Consider the following 20,203-nt stretch of genomic DNA (forward strand, 5'->3'; position numbering starts at 1 on the left):
ACAAGTGAATATTAACATTCTCTATTTATATTGCTTCATCAATCAACTATGTAAAATTGAGTTCGCATCTAGTTCATCTTTCCTTTATCGCTAGATCATTCATCTTTGGCTCCTTCTAAGAGCCCCTGTAGGAAGAATGTGTTCTTTACCTTCATACGGTCGTTTCTGTCGAAGATACCAAATTGCTCTTCTCCATTTCCGAATTTATTGTTGTCCCATACGAAAGGCGCATATCCACGTTTTCGAGCCTCACTGGTAACCTTCTGGAGATAATAAGTTTCGTTGGCCTGTTCGACAATTTTGTTTGCATCATCGGTATAATGAGAACTTACACCATATTCTCCCATGACAATACCGAGTCCCTTATCATACCATTTAGCTTTCATCTCATCGAAAAGCTGTATGAGAGATGTCTCATTCTCATTAGGTGTCTTGCCATATTCCTTGAAAGCATCTCCCCAGAAATAAAATCCACCATCTTTAGGCAGTTTTCCACTACAATAAACATAAGGATTATAGTAATGAAACTCTACCGAAAGTCTGTTTGGTGTTGGGTCGGTAGGAATTACAAATCCTTTGAGACCATAATGAGGATTGCAAGAATACGTTTGTACAACCAGATTTCGGTAAGTATTCTTACCACCTGTAGCTCGCACGGTATTCACAAAAGTCTGATTATAACTATTTGTGACATCAGTATTCTCCTGAGTAGGAGCCTGCCAGTTCACCTGTGTCTCATTGATGCCGGCAAACACCAATCTCGCATCATAGTCGCGGAAACGTGTAGCAATCTGTTGCCATAAGGCCGCAAGTTTGCGATTATTCTCCTTCTGATCCTTATAGAAAGGACTCTCTTCGAGCCATTTCTCATGATGCGTGTTGATAATTACCCACATATTTTCGGCAAGACACCAATCTACGACCTCTTGTACACGGTCGAGATATTTCTTCCCGATTTCCATGGTTTCCTTGTTGACCACATTCTGTCCCCATTGTACAGGAATTCTGATCGCGTTGAAACCAGCAGCCTTCACGGCTTTGATAGTCTTTATTGTTACACGAGGGTTTCCCCAACTCGTTTCCCAATTTAATCCTGTGCCACCACATTCAAGTTGGTTGCCTAAGTTCCATCCTAATCGTACATTTCGAGTCCATGTGTGAGCATCTATATTCATTCCAGTTGTATCTGGGCCTACACTTTGTGCTTCGCCTAATGTCGCTACGAGAAGAGATGCGATTGTTAGAATATGTTTTAATTTCATTTTAGGTTATATTTTTGGCTTTATGCTTGCAAAATTAGTGAGTTTTCATGTGAAAAGGGTTTGATTTCTCTCATTTGCGGTTTGATTTCTAATATTTTTGTGTAATTTTGCCATCAGATACTTGTTATTTCTTTAATACAAGAATTGAATGAAGCATGGTATTATATATATAATAAGGTGTATGATGGTAATTGTCGGGATATTGTTCTCAATGATTTCATCAGCTCAACTACCTATTGATCGCCATATGTTCATGCTATCCAATCTCTCTACAAAAGAAGGGTTGAGTAGTAATCGTGTATTTGGTATTGTGCAGGATCACGATGGGGCCATCTGGATTGGTACTAAGATGGGCGTGGATAGATATAATGGATATATGGTGCGCAATTATGTGGTTTCAGAAAAAAGCCGTATCAGCGATGCCAGCGGTCATTCATCGAATGTCGCCATTGCGCCTAATGGACTTATCTTTGCCTACGATAATAAGGGACACATATCTAAATACAATCCTTACATCGACCGCTTCGAGGAACTGTATAACATGCAAAATGAGTTGAGTAGGTGGGTCTCGCTCAATCATTTGCTTGTAAACGCGGATGGTTCTATGCTGATGGCCATGACACAAGGCCTTTATTTTATGTCTAAAGAAGGAAAAGGGCATTGGATTGTGAAAAATGTCCCCATAGAATGTATTGTAAACAGTAAGGTGGGCTATCTTGCTGGAACGGAGAATGGAATCGTTCTCGTGAAGGATGTTGCCCAATCAAAATATCGTTTGGTCGTATCCCATTGTCAAGTACAATCTATGTATTTGAATCCCTTGAGTCATCTTGTCTGGGTAGGAACATTTCATGAGGGGGTAAAGGTGTTTGATGTGAATACATGGCGACAGCTTCCCATGCCAGCCCTTGCAACATTACCGACTAATCCAGTACGCTCTATATCTCCATTAGACAATTATACCATGCTTTTCGGTATTGATGGAGCCGGAGTATATGCGGGCGATATGATGGGGAAAACCGTGTGGCCTCTTTTCGATGCCGATGACAAGACAGGGAGTGCGTTACATGGTAATGGCGTATATAGTATCTGTAGAGACTCTTTTGGTAATATATGGATAGGTAGCTATTCCGGTGGCGTCGATATGGCTATGCCTACGGGAAATGTCCTTACGATTATCCGTCATGAGTATCTCAACCAGCAATCTTTGCTCAACAATAGTGTTAATGCCGTGATTCAATCACCAGATGGATTGATGTACTTTGCCACCGACCGTGGAATAAGTGTGTATGATGCTCGCACGCATAGTTGGCGTCATGGACTATATAATAAGGTGGCATTGTCGTTAACCCGTACGGCTAATGGACAGGTTCTTGTGGGAACTTATGGAGATGGCGTTTATGCTGTCTCTCCGTCAGGCGATAGCCATAAAGTATATTCTGCAGCCAATGGAAAATTGAAGACCGACTATGTATTTAGTCTTTTTACCGACCGACAGGGGCGTGTGTGGATTGGTTGTTTAGATGGTGATTTGGTATGTATGGAAGGCGATAAGGCACATTATTATCCGATTAGTCAAGTACAGGTGATCACGCAGATTTCCAATGGAAATATCGCTGTGGGTACATCTAATGGATTTTATATCGTGAACCAGTCAACGGGGAAGACACAACTCTATTTTACTGATGCCGAAGCCCCTCATATTGATAGAAATAATTTTGTACAATCTCTTCTGTTTGCTGACGACCAACATGTGTGGATAGGTAGCGATGGTGGTGGTATGTACTATTATAACTTGAAGACACGTAAGGCTATCAATCTCACTACAGCCAATGGGTTACCTTCTAATACCATCTATACCTTGGCTAATGATGGACGAGGACGTATTGTCGTGAGCACAGACCACGGTCTGGCACTCGTTTATCCTAAAAGCCACGAAGTGGTAAACATCAATTATGTGAATGGTTTGGAGCGTGAATATAAACGTATGTCGTTATGGCATATGCTCGATGGGCGTATTGTCGTGGGTAGTAATGATGGTGCTGTCATCATAGATCCACGTCGTATCGACCGTCTTTCTTATCGTGCCCCATTACGTTTTACACAAATTGAAGTCTCCGGTATAGACCCAGAAGATATTGATGAGGTTAATGAGGATATCTATAAGATGGTGGCTGATAGTGATGTGATACTTTCACATCGTCAGAATACCTTCCTGGTACATTTTGAGAGTATCAATTTTAAATATCAGCACGATATATTATACAGTTATCAACTTGATGGATTTGATAAACAGTGGTCTGTTCCGAGTAATTCGCAAACGGCCCGTTATGTGAATCTTCCACCGGGACATTATATCCTTCATGTGCGTGCTCTGAGTCATAATGACGGACGAATCATATCACAACATAGTATCGAGATAACGGTTCGTGAACCATGGTATAATACTTGGTGGATGTGGATATTCTATCTACTTGTTTTCGGCGCTTTCATCCATTTTGTGTGGGTATATTATAAGGAACGTTTACAACGTAGATATTTCGATGAGAAGATCAACTTCTTTATCCATACTGCTCATGACATACGAACGCCATTAAGTTTGATATTGGCTCCATTATCAGATATAGCAAAAGATCAGGAGTTGAGTCAGCGTAGTCGTTATTTCTTGGATATCGCTCGAAATAATGGTAACAAGTTGCTTACGATGATTACCCAGTTGCTTGATTTCCAAAAGTCTGATAATCAAGATGGTGTTATGTATGTGCAAGAACTTCATGTGAAGCGTCTTCTTTATGCTCAGAAGGCTAAGTTCCAACTGGTTGCAGATCAGAAGGATATAGATATACAAATTTCCGATTGTCCAGAGAATCTGACCGTCTGGATGGATGCTTCTATGGCTGATAAGATATTCCAAAATCTTATTAGTAATGCTGTAAAATATACTCCGGAAGGTGGAAAAGTTGTTATATCAACTTCTGTTTCATCTGATCATATCTCATTTAAAATTGCTGATAATGGTATAGGAATACCGAAGGCTGCCCAACATCATATTTTCCAGAACTTCTATCGTGCAGAAAATGCGGTAAACTCTAAGGTTGCAGGAAGTGGACTCGGTTTGATGCTTGCGCGCCGACTTGTGCGTCGACATGGTGGAAAACTTACCTTTGTAAGTGAGGAGGGTAGAGGTACTACTTTTACGTTGGTGCTTCCGTTAGGTAATGAACATCTAAGGAAATATATATCAGAAAATCCTGTTGCTTCTCCTTCAAAGGGTGTTCGTGATGAAGGGTCACTTGCACAGACAGCCTTCCAAGTTCTTCTTGAGACGGAAAAGAAAACGAAACCTTCCACAACATTGTTATTTGTTGATGACAATGATGAGTTGCGTACCTATATTCGTCTTTCGTTCTCAGACTATTATCATGTGATAGATGTGGCAAGTGCCGAGGAGGCCTTGGAATATCTAAAGGGTGGTGGACTCTGTGATTTCGTAGTAAGTGATGTGATGATGCCTGGTATGCAGGGCGATGAACTGTGCAGAATTATTAAGAGTAATAAAGAGACTTCTTGGTTGCCTGTTATATTGCTTACGGCAAAAACCGGTAGAGACTCAATCATTGAAGGTTTGGGGGTTGGCGCAGATGATTTCATTACGAAACCTTTTGACACAGAAATTCTTCGAACCAAGATTAATAGTATACTTGCTAATCGTTTGCGATTGAGCCAATACTATCTTGGTCGTTCGATAGGAATTGTTAAGGAAGGCTCAACAGATTCTAAGTCTGATACGCAGTCGGTTGTGGAACAAAACGAAGAACAACCGTCCAAGGTACTTGATGTTGATGACCAAGAGTTTATCGACAAGGCCACACGTATTGTTTTGGATAATCTTTCTGATGCAGATTTCAATATCGACCAGTTATGTGCCGAGATGGCTATGAGTCGTACGCTCTTTTATGGACGATTGAAATCGCTTACTTCTCAAGCACCACAAGAGTTTATTCGTCTGATAAAATTGGAACGTGCTGCGATACTTTTGAAACAAGGTAATAGTGTTTTAGATGTGTCTGTAAGAACTGGTTTTGTGAATGTTAAATACTTTAGTACCTTGTTTAAGAAACATTTTGGTGTATCGCCGAGTAAGTGTAAGTAATTGGTTGATAATCAAATAGTTATAAGTATGTTGATAAAGGTTTTAAAACTATACGATGTGTATATATGATAGTTTTGAAACCTTTTCTGTTTGCATTCAAACCTTCGTTTTACCTCTTTTAACTATTTTTGCCACGTGATTAAAAGTAAATGAGGAATTCGACAAAACCTAATTTGAGGGAAAATAGTTAAAACGTTAAATACTTTATCAAAACCTAAATATAGAAATGAAGACAAACAATCGAAAAGTTGTTTTTATGCTTGCGGCTACAGCTTTAGCTCTTCCTGCAAGTGTACAACAAATCATGGCAGCTAATACTCCTGGTGTTGCTGTCGTTCAACAATCTTCAGAAATTACCGGAACAGTTACAGATGGAACCGAACCTATTATCGGTGCCAGTGTAAAGGTTAAAGGTAAAAGTATGGGAGTTATTACCGATATTGATGGAAATTTCAAGATTGATGTTAAACCTGGTACAGAACTTGTTATTAGCTATGTCGGATTTAAAGACAAGGTTGTTAAGGCTAACAATAACATGAAAATTACCCTAGTAGAGGATAAGAAAGTTCTTGACGAAGTTGTCGTTACAGCTCTTGGCATCAAGCGTGATCGTAAGGCTCTTGGTTACGGTCTGAGCGAGGTAAAAGGAGAAGAACTAACCAAAGCTAAGGAAACTAATGTCATCAACTCTCTTTCTGGTAAGGTAGCTGGTTTGGTCGTACAGAATACAGCTGGTGGTGCATCTGGTTCTACCCGTGTTCTTCTTCGTGGTAATACCGAGATGACAGGTAATAACCAACCACTTTATGTTATTGATGGTGTGCCATTGGATAACACAAACTTTGGTAGCGCTGGTCAGTCAGGTGGATATGACCTTGGTGATGGTATTTCTGCTATCAACCCAGATGATATCGAGACTATGACCGTATTGAAAGGTCCTGCTGCATCTGCACTTTATGGATCTCGCGCTTCTCATGGTGTAATCCTTATCACGACAAAGAAAGCTTCTAAGGATAAAGTAAGCGTTGAATATAATGGTTCTTTTACCGTTGATACTCAGTTGGCTAAGTGGGATAATATTCAGCAGGTATATGGTATGGGTAACAAGGGCCAGTATCTTGAGACAACAACGTCAGGTACTAATATGAGTTGGGGACCAAAAGCTGATGATTATATGGTAACCTACTTTGATGGTGTTGCTCGTCCGTTCCAAATCTATAAAGATAACACATCAAACTTCTTCCGTACAGGTCTTACAGCGCAGAATACAGCAGTACTTTCTGCAAGTTCTGGTAAGACAGGTATGCGTTTCTCTGTTACCGATATGCGTAACAAAGACATCTTACCTAATACAAATATGAGTCGTGACAACTTCAACCTTCGTGTGAATACATCTGATGGTCCCGTTGATTTCGACTTTACCGCTAACTATACACGTGAGGATGTGAAGAACCGTCCCGCTTTGGGTGATTCTCAGAGTAATGTTGGTAAGAACCTGATGACTCTTGCTAGTACATATAATCAGGCTTGGCTTGCCCACTACCAGAATGAGGATGGAACCTATGCTAACTGGAATGGTCTTGACCAGTATAACAAGAATCCATATTGGGATCTTTACAAAAATAGTAATAATTCTAAGAAGGATGTATTCCGCTTCACTGGTAAGGCAACATGGAACATTACAAAGGAATTGAAGATGCAAGGTACCATCGGTACAGACATCAACAAGATGACATTTAATGATTTCATCGCAAGAACAACTCCTGGTAACGCAGCTGGTTCGCTTACACAGAATATTTATAATAACCGTACGGTAAATGCAGAGCTGTTGATGTTGTACAATCATTCTTGGGGCGATTTCGATTTGAATGCAACTCTTGGTGGTAACCTCTTTAAGGTAAACAATGAGACAACTTGCATCGTAGGTCGTAACCAGCAGATGGATAATCTTCAGACTATTGAAAATTATTCTGAGCAGCATATTACACCTAGTACATATAATAAGCAGATTAATTCTGTTTATGGTAGCGCAAGTTTGGGTTACAAGCATATCTACTACTTGGAGGGAACACTTCGTTCTGATAAGTCATCTACACTTCCTTTAAACAATAATACTTATGTATATCCTTCTGTATCAGGTAGTGTAGTATTCTCTGAGTTCCTCAAAAGTAAGAAGATTATCAATTTTGGTAAGTTCCGTGCATCATGGGCTCAGGTAGGTAGCGATACCGATCCATATCAGCTCGCTTTGAACTATGCTAATGCTAAGTATAGCTATCCTGGTTATACTATTGGTATGATCAACAACTATACACAGCCTAATAAGGATTTGAAGCCAACAATGACCAGCAGTTATGAACTCGGTCTTGAGATGAAGTTCTTCAACTATCGTATGGGTTTGGATGTAACCTATTACAACCAGAACTCTCGCGATCAGATCATCCGTTTGGCATCTTCATCAGCCAGTGGTTATCCAAATCGTCTGATCAATGCTGGTGAGATTCAGAATAAAGGTATCGAAGTTGCCCTCAACGGTCGACTGATTCAGGCAAAGGATTTCGCTTGGGATATGGGTGTTAACTTCTCTAAGAACGTGAACAAGGTAAAGAAACTTGTTGACGGTATGGACTATTTCGAACTTGAGAAGGCTACTTGGTGTGGCGTCAGCGTAGGTGCTGAGGTTGGTCAGAACTATGGTAGTATCATCGGTAAAGACTTTAAGCGTACAGAAGATGGTCAGGTAATCATTAATGCCAAGACAGGTCTTCCTGAGGTTGCAGATGGTACCCACACACTAGGTAACGCATCTTGGGACTGGACAGGTGGTATGTATCATACCTTTACATATAAGAACTTCCGCCTTTCTGCATCATTCGATGTTAAGGTAGGTGCTGACTTATTCTCTATGTCAATGCGTTCTGCATTCCAGACAGGTAAGGCTAAGGAAACATTGGAAGGTCGTGCTGAGTGGTATGCTTCTGAGGAGGCTCGTATGGCAGCAGGTAAGACTATCGATGAGTGGCGTGCATCAGGAAACGCTAGAGGTTACATCGTACCAGGTGTTATCGCTACCACAACAAGTGATGGCAAGACAGTTTATGAGAAGAATACAATCCCTGTAAACCCAGAGTCATATTGGACAAGTGCTGCCGACAATGCACCTTCTATGTTCATCTATGATAACTCTTACATTAAATGTCGTGAGATTACTTTCGGTTATGAGTTCCCTAAGCAGATGCTTGGTAACTTCGTTAAGGGTCTTACTGTTTCATTCGTAGCTCGTAACCCATTTATTGTATGGAAGAATATTCCTAACATCGATCCAGATTCAGGTTATAATACATCTGGTCTTGGCCTTGAGTATGGTTCATTGCCATCTCGCCGTAGCTACGGTCTTAATGTTAATCTCAAATTCTAAGTTTTATACTGACAATAATGAAAACGTTCATTAATAAATATATCAAAAAGAGTGGCTTGTGCCTTGCCTTAGTTCTACCATTGGCAACAGGTTTCATGGCATCATGCTCTGACGAGCATATGGAGATCGTTAATACCGATCCAAGTAAAAGCCCTATTATCAATCCTAATAGCCAACTCACGACTTGTCTGCTTCAGACTTATGGTGATTTCAGCATGATGGATACTTATCGTAGTTATATTACCGGTTTTACACAGCATTTCGCAGGAGCGTGGAATGTTACTAATTATGCGGGTAGTGTACATGCTCAGGATGACCAGTCTCGTCTTGTATGGGATCGCTTCTATACGGTTGCTATCAAGAACCTTGTTGATGCTATCAAGAATACAGAGGAGAGTGGAAAACTCAATTTAAATGCTGTTTTACGTATCCATAAGGTATATCTGATGTCTGTTCTTACTGATATCTATGGAGATATTCCATGTTCAGAGGCAGGTAAGGGTTATACAGAAAGTATTGCTAACCCTAAATACGATAAGCAGCAAGACATCTACAACTGGTTCTTCACAGAACTTGATTCTTGTGTAAACCAGTTGGATAAGGGCACTGATCGTATTACTGGTGATGTAACCAACTTTGATGGTGATACAAAGGCATGGCAGCGTTATGCTAATAGTCTTCGTTTGCGTTTTGCTATGCGTATCTCTGATGTTGAACCAGAGAAGGCTAAGAAGGAATTCGAGAAAGCTCTTAACGACGTTCATGGTTATATCGTAAAACCTAGTGAGGATGCTTTTGTAAGATACTCTGATCAGGCTTTCACTCTTTATAAAGGTGCTGAGGAGTACGATTTCCGTGTAAATGCATTGGGTGAGATCCTTTATGGTCAAGACCCTACATCTCCTACCTACGTAAGTTCTACTTTCGTTAACTTGATGGAGAAGACCGGTGACCCACGTATGTATCGTATTTGCCGTCACTATGTTAATCCTAAGCGTAGTGAGATTAAGCCAGACCGTGAAGGCAACCATGATCTTACCGATGATGTCATAGCTTATTTTAAGCGTAACAATATGAAAGAGCCTGCTTGTAACCCAGGTGCAGCATGGTATACAGATTGGGTAAATGCCCCTAGTCTTTCAGAGATTCCTACACTTGCAAAACTTGTTGAGCAAGATCCAGAAGCAGGTTATAACACGGGTAACTTTGATGTTCGTATGCTTCGTCCGGCACTTAATATTGATTTTGAGATGCCAGATCGTCCTGGATTCCTCATTACTTCTGCTGAGGTTAACTTCCTCAAGGCCGAAGCTAAGACTAAGGGATGGGCTGTTGCTGGTAGCGCCGAGGCTCTCTATGAACAGGGTGTAAAAGAGTCAATGGAGATTCTTAACGACTATTATCTCACAAATAGTGAGAAAATCTCAGATGAAGAGATCAACACCTTTATCGCTGCTAATCCTTTGGGTAGCAACCCTAAGGAGACCATCAATACTCAGGCATGGATTCTTCACATGATGAATCCTTCAGAGGCATGGGCTAACCTTCGTCGTTCAGACTATCCTGTTATGCAGAATCGTGCGAACTTCAAGACTCATGATGGATTTACTTATGATGATGCAGATCTTTCAACTCCAACACGTTTGAAATATCCAATGCTTGAGGGTAAGTATAATACCGTCAACTATAATGAAGCTATTCAGCGTCTTGGTGGTACAGACAACTGGCACAAGCGTATGTGGTGGGATGCTAACGATGTAAATGTTGATGCTCCTACTAAGAAGTAAATCTGCAAATTCGATACAAAATATCAATATTTAAGCGTAGAATTATGAAATTCAATTATATTAAAAATACAGCCCGTACATTCGGAATGCTTTTGTTGATGGCTGCCCCAATGTCATTCACCGCATGTTCTTCGAGTGACGAGGCATTCTTTACTGCTGATGAGAATGATTCTCCACGAATCCTCAACACAGATATCCCTGAATGGGTGAACGGTGAACCTGCAGTATTGAAGACAATTACCCGTACCGACAATTTCAACTTCAAAGTGATTGCTACACCTATTCATTATACAACAGTGGATTGGTATCTTGATGGTGAGAAGGTTTTCGAGGGAACAACCATCAATCAGCCTGTAGAAGCAGGTACTTATATTCTTAAGATCGTTGCTACTACAACTAAGGGATTGTCTACCTCTCGTACTACTAAACTTGTGGTAAACCCTGCAGAGGGCGATCCAGTATTGAATGAGTCTATTACAGAGCGCTTTGTTGCTGCTGGTAAGACTGCTACTATTCATGGTCAGAACCTTGATAAGGTTTCTGGTATCGTCATAGGTGGCAAAGAGGCACAGAATGTCAAGGTTGATGGCGATGCAATCAGCTTTACCGTTCCTTCAGACCTTAAGGATAGTACTTATCGTGCATCTCTTGTAGGCGCAGACGGTTTCAAGTATGGTGTCGGTAAATTCAATGTCACATCATCAGTATTAGTAGCTAATGGCGACCTGCGCACAGATAACGGCGTTGTTACCTTAAAAGGTCTTAATCTCGACAAGTTAGCTTCTGTTAAGGTTGGTGATACACAGGCAAACATCACCGAGCAGACAGCCACTTCTATTACTTTGAACATTGGTAATTTGGCTGCTGGCGAGTATGATGTTACAGCCACAACCAAGGATGGTCGTGCAGCATCATTCTATGTAGACAACAAAATGGTCACAAAGGGTCGCCTTACAGTTCTCAGCGAGAAGATTATCTGGGAGAATGCAGACGGATTTGGTGTCAATTGGAATGTATTCGATCAGGTAAACGGTCAGATTACAGCGGCTGCAAAGGTCGGCATGAAGATCAAGGTAGGATATGTCCTTAACGACCCTAATGGTGAAAACTATCATCAGATTCGTTTCATGGGTGACTGGGATTTTGTCTTCCCAGAGTACGCAAACGACTACAAGCTGAATGGTGCCGTAGGAGAGAAGGGCATTGCAGAGATCACACTCTCTGATAAGGACGTAGATATTATCAAGAATCATGGTTTCCGCATGTCAGGTTATGGTTATGCGATTACAATGATTTCTTATAAGTAAGCGTTGTGTTGGTGAGATTATCATCTAATCTTGCCAAACACATCAAATAACAATCGTACTACTTCAAGATGAATTCTTGAGTAGTACGATTTTTTTGTATTTCACAATTCATATATTCACGATATATTTTCTTGTAATCCTATTTTTTTTGTACTTTTGCACCAATTATAAGAGAAACATTATGATATCGTTTGAAAGTGATTACAACAATGGCGTAGAGCCTGCGATTTTAAGAAGACTCATAGAAACCAACAATGACAAAACTAGTGGATATGGATTTGATCCCTATTGCGAGCAGGCAAAAGCGAAAATTAAGAGAGCATGTGAACTCGAAGAAGCAGACATTTTCTTCCTTGTAGGAGGTACGCAAACCAATAGTACGGTCATAGATTCGCTATTGTGTAACTATGAGGGAGTAATTTGTGTAGATACGGGTCATATCAATGTTCACGAGGCAGGAGCCATAGAAGCTTTTAGTCACAAGGTCATCGCATTACCAAGTGCTGATGGCAAGTTGAAAGCCGACCAACTCGAGAAATATATGGCAGCCTTTACAGTCGATGAGAGTAGTCGTCACATGGTACAGCCAGGAATGGTGTACATCACTTTCCCTACAGAACTTGGCGGATTGTATACCAAGCAAGAAATTGCCGATATCTATGATGTGTGTCGTAAGTATTCCCTTTATCTCTATATCGATGGAGCCCGTCTAGGCTATGCGTTAGCTTCAGATAAGTGTGACGTAACCTTACCATTCCTTGCAAAGCATTGCGATGTCTTCTATATTGGAGGAACCAAGGTAGGGGCGATGTTTGGAGAAGCTGTAGTCTATACGAACACCCGCGCACCGAAGCGACTTTTTACCATTGTGAAGAACCACGGCGCATTACTTGCCAAAGGGCGCATGCTTGGTATCCAGTTTGATACATTGTTTAGCGACGATCTTTATTTCCGTATATCCCGTCACGCCATGCAGATGGCCATGAAGCTTAAGGCAGTCTTTGAACATCACGGATTCCGTATGGGTATAGATTCACCTACCAATCAACAGTTTGTTATACTAAGTCCGGAACAGAAAAAGATATTGATGCAAAAGATAGCCTTTGAAGTTTGGGAACCGATCAATGAGAACGAGATACTTTGTCGATTCGTTACCAGTTGGGCTACAACCGAAGAAGATATCAAAGCACTCGATGAAGCATTAAGTAATATTTGAAATTTACCAGAATGATTGTATGGTTATCATTTAGCCATACATATATAATCATGTTGATTTACGAAGTTAACTATGCATCTTTAAGTAGTTGGCTTCGTAAATTTATTTAGTTCATACATATAAAAGAAGAGGACCGTATCCTCACAACACAGTCCTCTTTACAGTTTTGACTTTTTTTGCTCGATAGCAAAAAGTAACTATGAATGTATTTTAATTTCCCATTAATAATTAGGGTTCTGATCGCAATCCTTATTCTTCAAAATCTCATCCTGAGGGATAGGCATATCCATCTTAGAGTCATCATATTCATATTCACGAGTAGTCCAAGGAATATTTGCCATATTAGCCTCGGCAGGACGTTTAGGATAGTTGTGAGCCACGTGGTCAGCCATGTAGCCAGAACGCTGCATATCAGGACGTAAAGACCATTCACAGTTGAACTCCTTACGACGCTCCTCGTTTACAGCAACCTTCCATACAGGAGAAGTGAAGCCCTTCTTAGCCTTCAGAGCGGTATAGTAAGTTTTGGCATCCTCGGCAGTATTTCCATGGCTACCGAAAGGAATAGGATAAGCAGAAAGTTTCTTCTTGAAACCATTAGGAACATTCTCTTCCGCATCACGGCCAACCCATTCAGCGAAACTGTTATAGTAAGGCAAATATTTATTGGTAAGAGCTTTCTCATTACCATCCTCAAGTTTACCGAATGCACGATTACGCAACTCATTGATCTGCTTCCATGCCTCTGTAGAGTTCTCACCTTCTGTACGGAACAAACATTCAGCATAGTCGAGCATTACGTTAGGCAAACGCTTCCAATAGATAGGAGTAGGGCTCCAGTGACCATCACCCCATGACTTATAGTCGGCAGAAGCAGTACGCCACATCTTAGAACTCCAGATAGCAGGAGCCCATTCACCATTGGTAAAGTGATAGTTGACAGTCTTTGAAGTTACAGCCTTAAGATCACCTGGCTTGAACCACTTGTTAGGATCGTATTTGTCAGGATAATTCTTAGGGTCTTTGTGCATATTCTCATGATACTCATCGAGTTCCTTCTTAGTCCAGTAAACAATACCATTATGGCCTAAACGCTCCTGCAGATAAGGGTTGTTACCATAAACAGGAGAAGTCTTGTCTACGATATTGTAAGGTTTAGCGTCAGCTTTGTAGTCCCTAGCATAGTAGTAAGGATTGTTCTTGTAATAGATAGGCGACTTCTCGTCATTCTGTTCATTATAGAGAGGTTTGTACTTCTCATAGAGCGCTTTAGCTTCAGCTTCTTCGAGTACGGCACCCGTATAGCAAGAACCATCGCGACGCTTATCACCCTTTTCGTAACTAGAGTACCACTCCCAAGAGAGGAACAGAGAACCCCAGCCACCATTTTCAGGACAAGCTGTATACCATTTCAGCATCAACTTAGAAGTAAGGTTATTCCACTGTCCCCAGTTTTTACCCTCATCAAGTTGCTCGCACCAGATAGTCTCAGGTCCCCAAGCAGAAGCAGGGTCCCAAAGCGTAGTGAAAGATTCGTTGAGCTTATAAGTCTTACTGTCGAGGATTTGCTTGAAACATTCAGCAGCCTTCTTGTAAAGTTCCTTAGCCTGAGCTTCATCCTTAGTCTGACCATTAGAACCATCGGTAAGACGATAAGCTTTCCACATATAAGAATCCCCCAGATAAGCTAGAGCCATACCCTTTGTAGCGCGGCCATACTCATTATCCATAGGCGTCCATTGCAATTCCTTGGCAGCCTGTTCAAAGTCAGAGATAATGAAGTCCCACATCTCAGTATAAGTCTCAGCGCGTTTCTTGGTAGGCGTGTTGATATAGTTTTCGCCAGCCTCCAACATAGGGACACGACCGAACGTTGTAGCCAACCAATGATAGAAGAAACCACGAAGCGCATGAGCCTGACCACTGAGACTCTTCTTATAAGCCTCGGTAAATTCACGATTAGTCTCAGCTTTGTCCAAACCATCAAGATAGTTGTTAGCACGCATGATACCCGCATAAACCTGTTTCCATCCCGAGAGCAACTCCGCAGAGTTTGCATTCCAAGCCTGAGAGTTCCAGTTTTTATCCCAACCGGTAGCCTGCGTATCGATGGTAGGGTGGCAACCCGTAAACAAGTTAGGTTTGAAGCCCCAGTCACCATCAAAGTCATCGTTAGGATACATCATATCATACACACCATTGATACCCTTCACGGCATTGACATTTTTCTCGAACAATCCATTTGGATCAATAGTAGTATAGTGTTCAACATCTAGAAACGCATCATTATCGCAAGATGTAAGTCCGAGGGACATCAATCCGCAAAATGTTGTTCCTAAAATATAATATTTATTTTTCATATTGGTATTCGAATTATAATTTTACAAAGAATGCGACGGATTAGAATGTTACGTTTACACCAGCCATAAAGGTACGAGGCTGTGGATAACGACCAGTATCCAGACCAGTATAAAGTACAGAACCAGAACCACATTCAGGGTCACCATACTTGTTATAACCAGAGATTGTGAACAAGTTGCTTACGCCAAGGTAAACACGTGCCTTTTCGATAGAGAGTTTAGTAGCAATAGCCTGAGGAAGGGTGTAACCCACCTGAATATTAGACAGACGGAGGAAGTCACCATTCTTAACCCACATATCGCTTACACGATAGTTACGGTTAGGGTCGAGGATACTTAAGCGAGGAAGACTACCTTCACCATTGCGGAATGCTGCATTGTAAGCAGAAGGCAAGATGTTAGGAGTAGTTTGGTCGTCGAGCTGACCCATAGCACTCATCTTCATAGCAGAGTAAGAGAGAATATCCTGACCTAAAACACCATACATATAAAGGTTGAAGTCGAAGTTCTTATAGTTTGCACCAAAGTTGATACCATAGTTCAACTTAGGGAAACCATTACCAAGGATGACACGGTCATTCTGGTCGATCTTATGATCATTATTAAGGTCCTTGAACTTCATATCACCAATCTGCAATGGGTGGTCACCATCAACCTTAGATTCAGCATCCTGGAACTTACCAGAAGGATCGGTAAAGTAAGCCTTATAGGCTTCGAGGTCAGCCTGATCCTTGATGATACCATCAGTTACGTAACCATAGAAAGAACCTACAGCTTCACCCTCTCTACAGATAGAGTGATTGTTCCAGTAACCGCTACCATCGATAGCACCTACCTGAGAACCATCGTATGCACTAGCGCCATTGTTGCCAGAAGCCGTGTTGTACAGAGGCTCACCCATCTTCTTTACCTTGTTACTGATGGTAGAACCATTCAAGCGAACGTTGAATCCAAAGTCCTTGTTCACTTGCTTGTGGTAACCGATAGAGAACTCAAAGCCCTTGTTCTGGATAGTACCATAGTTCGTGTAGATCTGCGTGAAACCAGCTGTAGGACGAATCTGCTGGAAGAGCAGAAGGTCTTTAGTATTCTTGATGAAGTAATCCAAGGTAACATCGATACAATCGAGCAAACCGAAATCAAGACCGATGTTAGTCATCTCTGTAGTTTCCCACTTCAAGTTAGTATCGACAAGCGGAGCGAACCAACCAGTCTGACGATTACGGTTACCACCGAAAGCACCAGAAACGCCATTTTCTCCATATGTATTGCAAGCAGCATCAGCGCTAAGGGCAGCAACAGCCTTACCAGCCATGTTACCAGCATTACCAGTCTGACCCCAACCGAGACGAAGTTTCAAGTTGTTGACATACTTTACATTCTTCATGAAAGGTTCCTCAGAAATACGCCAAGCACCAGCTACAGAAGGGAAAGTACCCCAACGGTTACCAGAACTGAAGTTAGAAGAACCATCACGACGGATAGTAGCAGTCAAGATGTAACGATCCATCAAACTGTATGACCCACGAGCAAAGTAAGAGATAGTACGCGCTTCGTCGTTGTAAGCACCATTACCCTGTATATCTTCCGGCTTCTCTGTAAGAGAGATAGAACGGTTATACAGAGAAGGGAAGTTGCGTGCACTTGCGCTTACCCATTGCCCCCATGATTTGCTCACCTCGTTACCGACCATTAAAGTAAGGTTATGAATGTCGTAGTTTAGATTGTAAGTGAGATAGGTCTGAATACCGAGACTGTAACCATTAGAGTTGTTCAGAGAGAAAGCGTAAGATTGGTCATCGTGCATAGGAACTTCGGTGAGGACATCGTTGATATAGTTGAAACGATGGCGGCCACCAGTATAGTCAGAGCTATTGTTGCCCCAATAAGTATAAGTACCCTGGCTCTTAGCGCTTAGTTTATGATGTTTTACGTTGAGTAGAGTAAGGTCGATGTAAGCAGTAGTCTGGATACGGTCGTAACCATTGCGAGCGCGCTCACCGTTCTCCATCTGCGAAGCGTAAGGGTTAGCGCCGATAGTTGTGTTACCCTCCCATCCATTAGGAGTCTGCTGGTAGCCCGTACCAAAAGTACCGTCAGGGTTCTTGAGGTTCACATTGATAATGTTACCACCAAGGACATTATCAGCTGTATAGTCCAAGGTAGGAGCTAAAGAAGCGAAGTCACGGAGAGAAGACATGTTCTGGTTGTTACCCAACGCCATGTTACTACCCTTGTTCTGACTGTGAGTATAGTTGATATCGCCACCAACCTCGAGGAACTTGTTCACCTTACTGGTAATATTAGCACGAGTGGTGAAGCGCTGATAGTTCGTATTTACTACAAGACCGTTAACGTCCAACCAACCGAAAGAAAGGTTATACTGAGTTTTGTCAGCACCACCATTCAGAGAAGCACCATACTGCTGACGAAGAGCAGGACGTGTCATTTCCTTCTGCCAGTTGATAGCGTTGCGCTTGCCATCATATTGCTCATCCCAAACCTGGTTAGCCAGATGACCACCATCATTAGCCTTTGCCTCGCGAAGAGCCTTAGCATAAGTGTCGATGTCAAGGACATCAAGCGTATAAGGCAAAGTCTGCAGACCGAAGTCAGCAGTAACGTTAATATTCATGTGGCCCTTGCTACCATGCTTAGTAGTGATCATGATTACACCGTTGGCACCGGCAGAACCATAGATAGCGGTAGCAGAAGCATCCTTCAACACCTCGATGCGCTCGATATCAGAAGGATTCACGAAGTCTGCATTAGTTCCAACCTGAACACCATCTACTACATAAAGAGGTGAAGCATCACCATTGATGGTTCCGACACCACGAATGCGAATAGCAGCTTTACCATCAGGAGAACCATCCTGCTGAGTAACCATCACACCGGCAGCAGCACCCTGGAGGGCCTGTCCGATATTCTGCGGCATACGCTTCATTACGGCTTCCTGATCTACTGTAGCTACAGAACCAGATATATCGCTCTTCTTCATGGTACCGTAACCGATTACTACAACGTCGTTAAGCGTTTTAGAATCTTCTTTAAGAATGATAGTAATGTTCTTTCTACCAGCCACATTTACGGTTTGCGACAAGAAACCGACATAAGAAACTGATAATTTAGAGTTAGGGTCAGCATTCACTTGGAAGTTACCATCAAGATCGGTAACTGCTCCCTCGTTAGTGCCAACCACCTTAACCGAAGCACCAATGATTGGTTCACCGGTTGCGTCCTTTACTAATCCCTTGATGATGCTCTGAGCCGATATTCCGAGAGGGAATAAACAGAGCAGGAATAGTAATACTAACGGCTTTTCGATAGATTTAAAGTACTTCATAAAAGAACCTAAATTGGTTATTATTAGTTAGTATTAAATTGATATTAAGGTTGTAAAACCTGTTCTCTGCGAATTTCTCTTTTATTTATTCAAGCGCATTGTTTGTTTTTCATGTTATTGCGCATTTTGGTATCTTTTTCGGTTGCAAATATAACATATTTTTTGAAATCGAACCTTATTTTTTGTAACAAAAACCTTAATATTTGTATCAGAACCTTTGTATTGAGTATGCAGAATACACTTATTTTACAGTCTCATTTTGTCGCTTATCTGCCTGATATTTAGTCGATTAAGGTATATTTTGGTGTATTTGCGAATATTTTAAAATGTTTCATGATAATTATTGGGTGTAAATTTGCCACATTTGTATTTTTTTGTTAATTTTGCATATCGAATAAGATGATTGTAACTCAGGTATATATAAGATGAAATTTCAAATGACGGACTTTAATGTGATAGCAATATATCGAGGATAAAAAATTAGTAAGTTAAGATTTTCTTATTCCCTTTAGAAGGTCGAGGACCATCCCGATCTCTCAAAGATGTTGTTCCGACATATTATGAGATATGTTTAGGATAAACATACTGTAACATCTGTAACTGTAACAAGTTGCGGGAGGCAATGTGTGGTGGAAAGTGAATTGTTCTTATATATAATTATGGTAGATTAATTTGTAGAAAGGTGCTGCTTGTGAAAGTAGCACCTTTATTTTTCATTTCAGCCTCTCATGCAACTGGTGACGCCGAGGGTGGTGGCGATGGCCGTCAAGATGGAGACCACCAGTTGGATAATCGTTTTCCAAGTTTCCTTTTTCATTTTCCTATAGCTTTAATGTTGTTTTTTGAATATATAAGACATCGCTCTCGAGATACATACCCCGGAGGGGGCGTCGCAGAAGTATCCCCTCCGGGGAATAGTCGATATGTCTAGCTGGGATACATACCCCAGAGGGGTTGCCGCTGTGATAACCGGGGGTTGCGATAGCAGACCCTCGGTATGTTACACCTCAGAGCCGCCTCCATTGTCGCCAGAGCCGGAGCCCTGAGAACTACCGCTGCCGCCAGCGTTTCCGCCCTGTTCGGGTTGAGGAGAAACCGAAGGCTTTGCAGCAGAGCCCTCCTTAGGCAAGTTGATGGTATTGTCGCCGTCCATGTATTTGTAGATCACCTGAGTGACACACGACAGCGCGTTAGCCCTCTTGATGCGTTGCGCCAACTGATACTCCTCGGTCCCCTTAGCACCATTCAGCTCGCTTGGCTTGTTAGCGTTGAGCCATGCCGTAGCCACAGCCTGACGAGCCGCGAATTTCTTCTGCTGTGCCACCTGCTTTTCAGAAGCCGGCCCCGTGTAAGG

Annotated in this window: 10 protein-coding genes; 5 read left to right on the forward strand and 5 right to left on the reverse strand. The window is 41.7% G+C overall.

Going from position 1 to position 20,203, the window contains the following annotated elements; translation table 11 throughout:
- Positions 1–95: 95 nt before the first annotated feature.
- Positions 96–1,262, reverse strand: coding sequence for a glycoside hydrolase family 5 protein (locus tag K333_RS0108520; protein WP_027452569.1), 1,167 nt, complete (start codon positions 1,260–1,262; stop codon positions 96–98).
- A gap of 181 nt (positions 1,263–1,443) precedes the next feature.
- Between K333_RS0108520 and K333_RS0108525 the strand changes: the two genes are divergently transcribed.
- The 5 genes from K333_RS0108525 to K333_RS0108545 all read left to right on the forward strand — a co-directional run bounded on the left by K333_RS0108525 (position 1,444) and on the right by K333_RS0108545 (position 13,143).
- A complete protein-coding gene (locus K333_RS0108525; RefSeq protein ID WP_244870421.1) occupies positions 1,444–5,415 on the forward strand; it encodes a hybrid sensor histidine kinase/response regulator transcription factor in 3,972 nt (1,323 codons plus the stop codon).
- A gap of 226 nt (positions 5,416–5,641) precedes the next feature.
- The gene (locus K333_RS0108530) at positions 5,642–8,833 is read left to right on the forward strand and encodes a SusC/RagA family TonB-linked outer membrane protein (RefSeq protein WP_027452571.1); all 3,192 of its coding nucleotides are present in this window, start codon (positions 5,642–5,644) and stop codon (positions 8,831–8,833) included.
- 17 nt (positions 8,834–8,850) lie between these two features.
- Positions 8,851–10,620, forward strand: coding sequence for a SusD/RagB family nutrient-binding outer membrane lipoprotein (locus tag K333_RS0108535; RefSeq protein WP_024990436.1), 1,770 nt, complete (start codon positions 8,851–8,853; stop codon positions 10,618–10,620).
- Between the two features lie 44 nt (positions 10,621–10,664).
- Complete coding sequence (locus K333_RS12710) at positions 10,665–11,927, forward strand: IPT/TIG domain-containing protein (protein ID WP_024990437.1); 1,263 nt, start codon at positions 10,665–10,667, stop codon at positions 11,925–11,927.
- Positions 11,928–12,108: 181 nt separating this feature from the next.
- Positions 12,109–13,143 (forward strand): threonine aldolase family protein, encoded by a 1,035-nt coding sequence (locus K333_RS0108545; RefSeq protein WP_024990438.1) that lies wholly within the window; start codon positions 12,109–12,111, stop codon positions 13,141–13,143.
- A gap of 221 nt (positions 13,144–13,364) precedes the next feature.
- On the opposite strand, the gene K333_RS0108550 is transcribed toward K333_RS0108545, so the two are convergent.
- The 4 genes from K333_RS0108550 to K333_RS13305 form a co-directional block, all read right to left on the reverse strand.
- Positions 13,365–15,503 (reverse strand): RagB/SusD family nutrient uptake outer membrane protein, encoded by a 2,139-nt coding sequence (locus K333_RS0108550; protein WP_024990439.1) that lies wholly within the window; start codon positions 15,501–15,503, stop codon positions 13,365–13,367.
- 40 nt (positions 15,504–15,543) lie between these two features.
- Positions 15,544–18,849, reverse strand: a complete 3,306-nt coding sequence (locus K333_RS0108555; protein ID WP_024990440.1) for a SusC/RagA family TonB-linked outer membrane protein — start codon at positions 18,847–18,849, stop codon at positions 15,544–15,546.
- 718 nt (positions 18,850–19,567) lie between these two features.
- Positions 19,568–19,666: a smalltalk protein gene (locus K333_RS13200; RefSeq protein ID WP_154653026.1), complete on the reverse strand. Its 99-nt coding sequence runs from the start codon at positions 19,664–19,666 to the stop codon at positions 19,568–19,570.
- 183 nt (positions 19,667–19,849) lie between these two features.
- The coding region (locus K333_RS13305) for a hypothetical protein (protein ID WP_027452572.1) at positions 19,850–20,203 on the reverse strand (354 nt) is incomplete at its 5' end.

This window comes from Segatella albensis DSM 11370 = JCM 12258 (genome assembly GCF_000426565.1).
Lineage (GTDB): Bacteria > Bacteroidota > Bacteroidia > Bacteroidales > Bacteroidaceae > Prevotella > Prevotella albensis.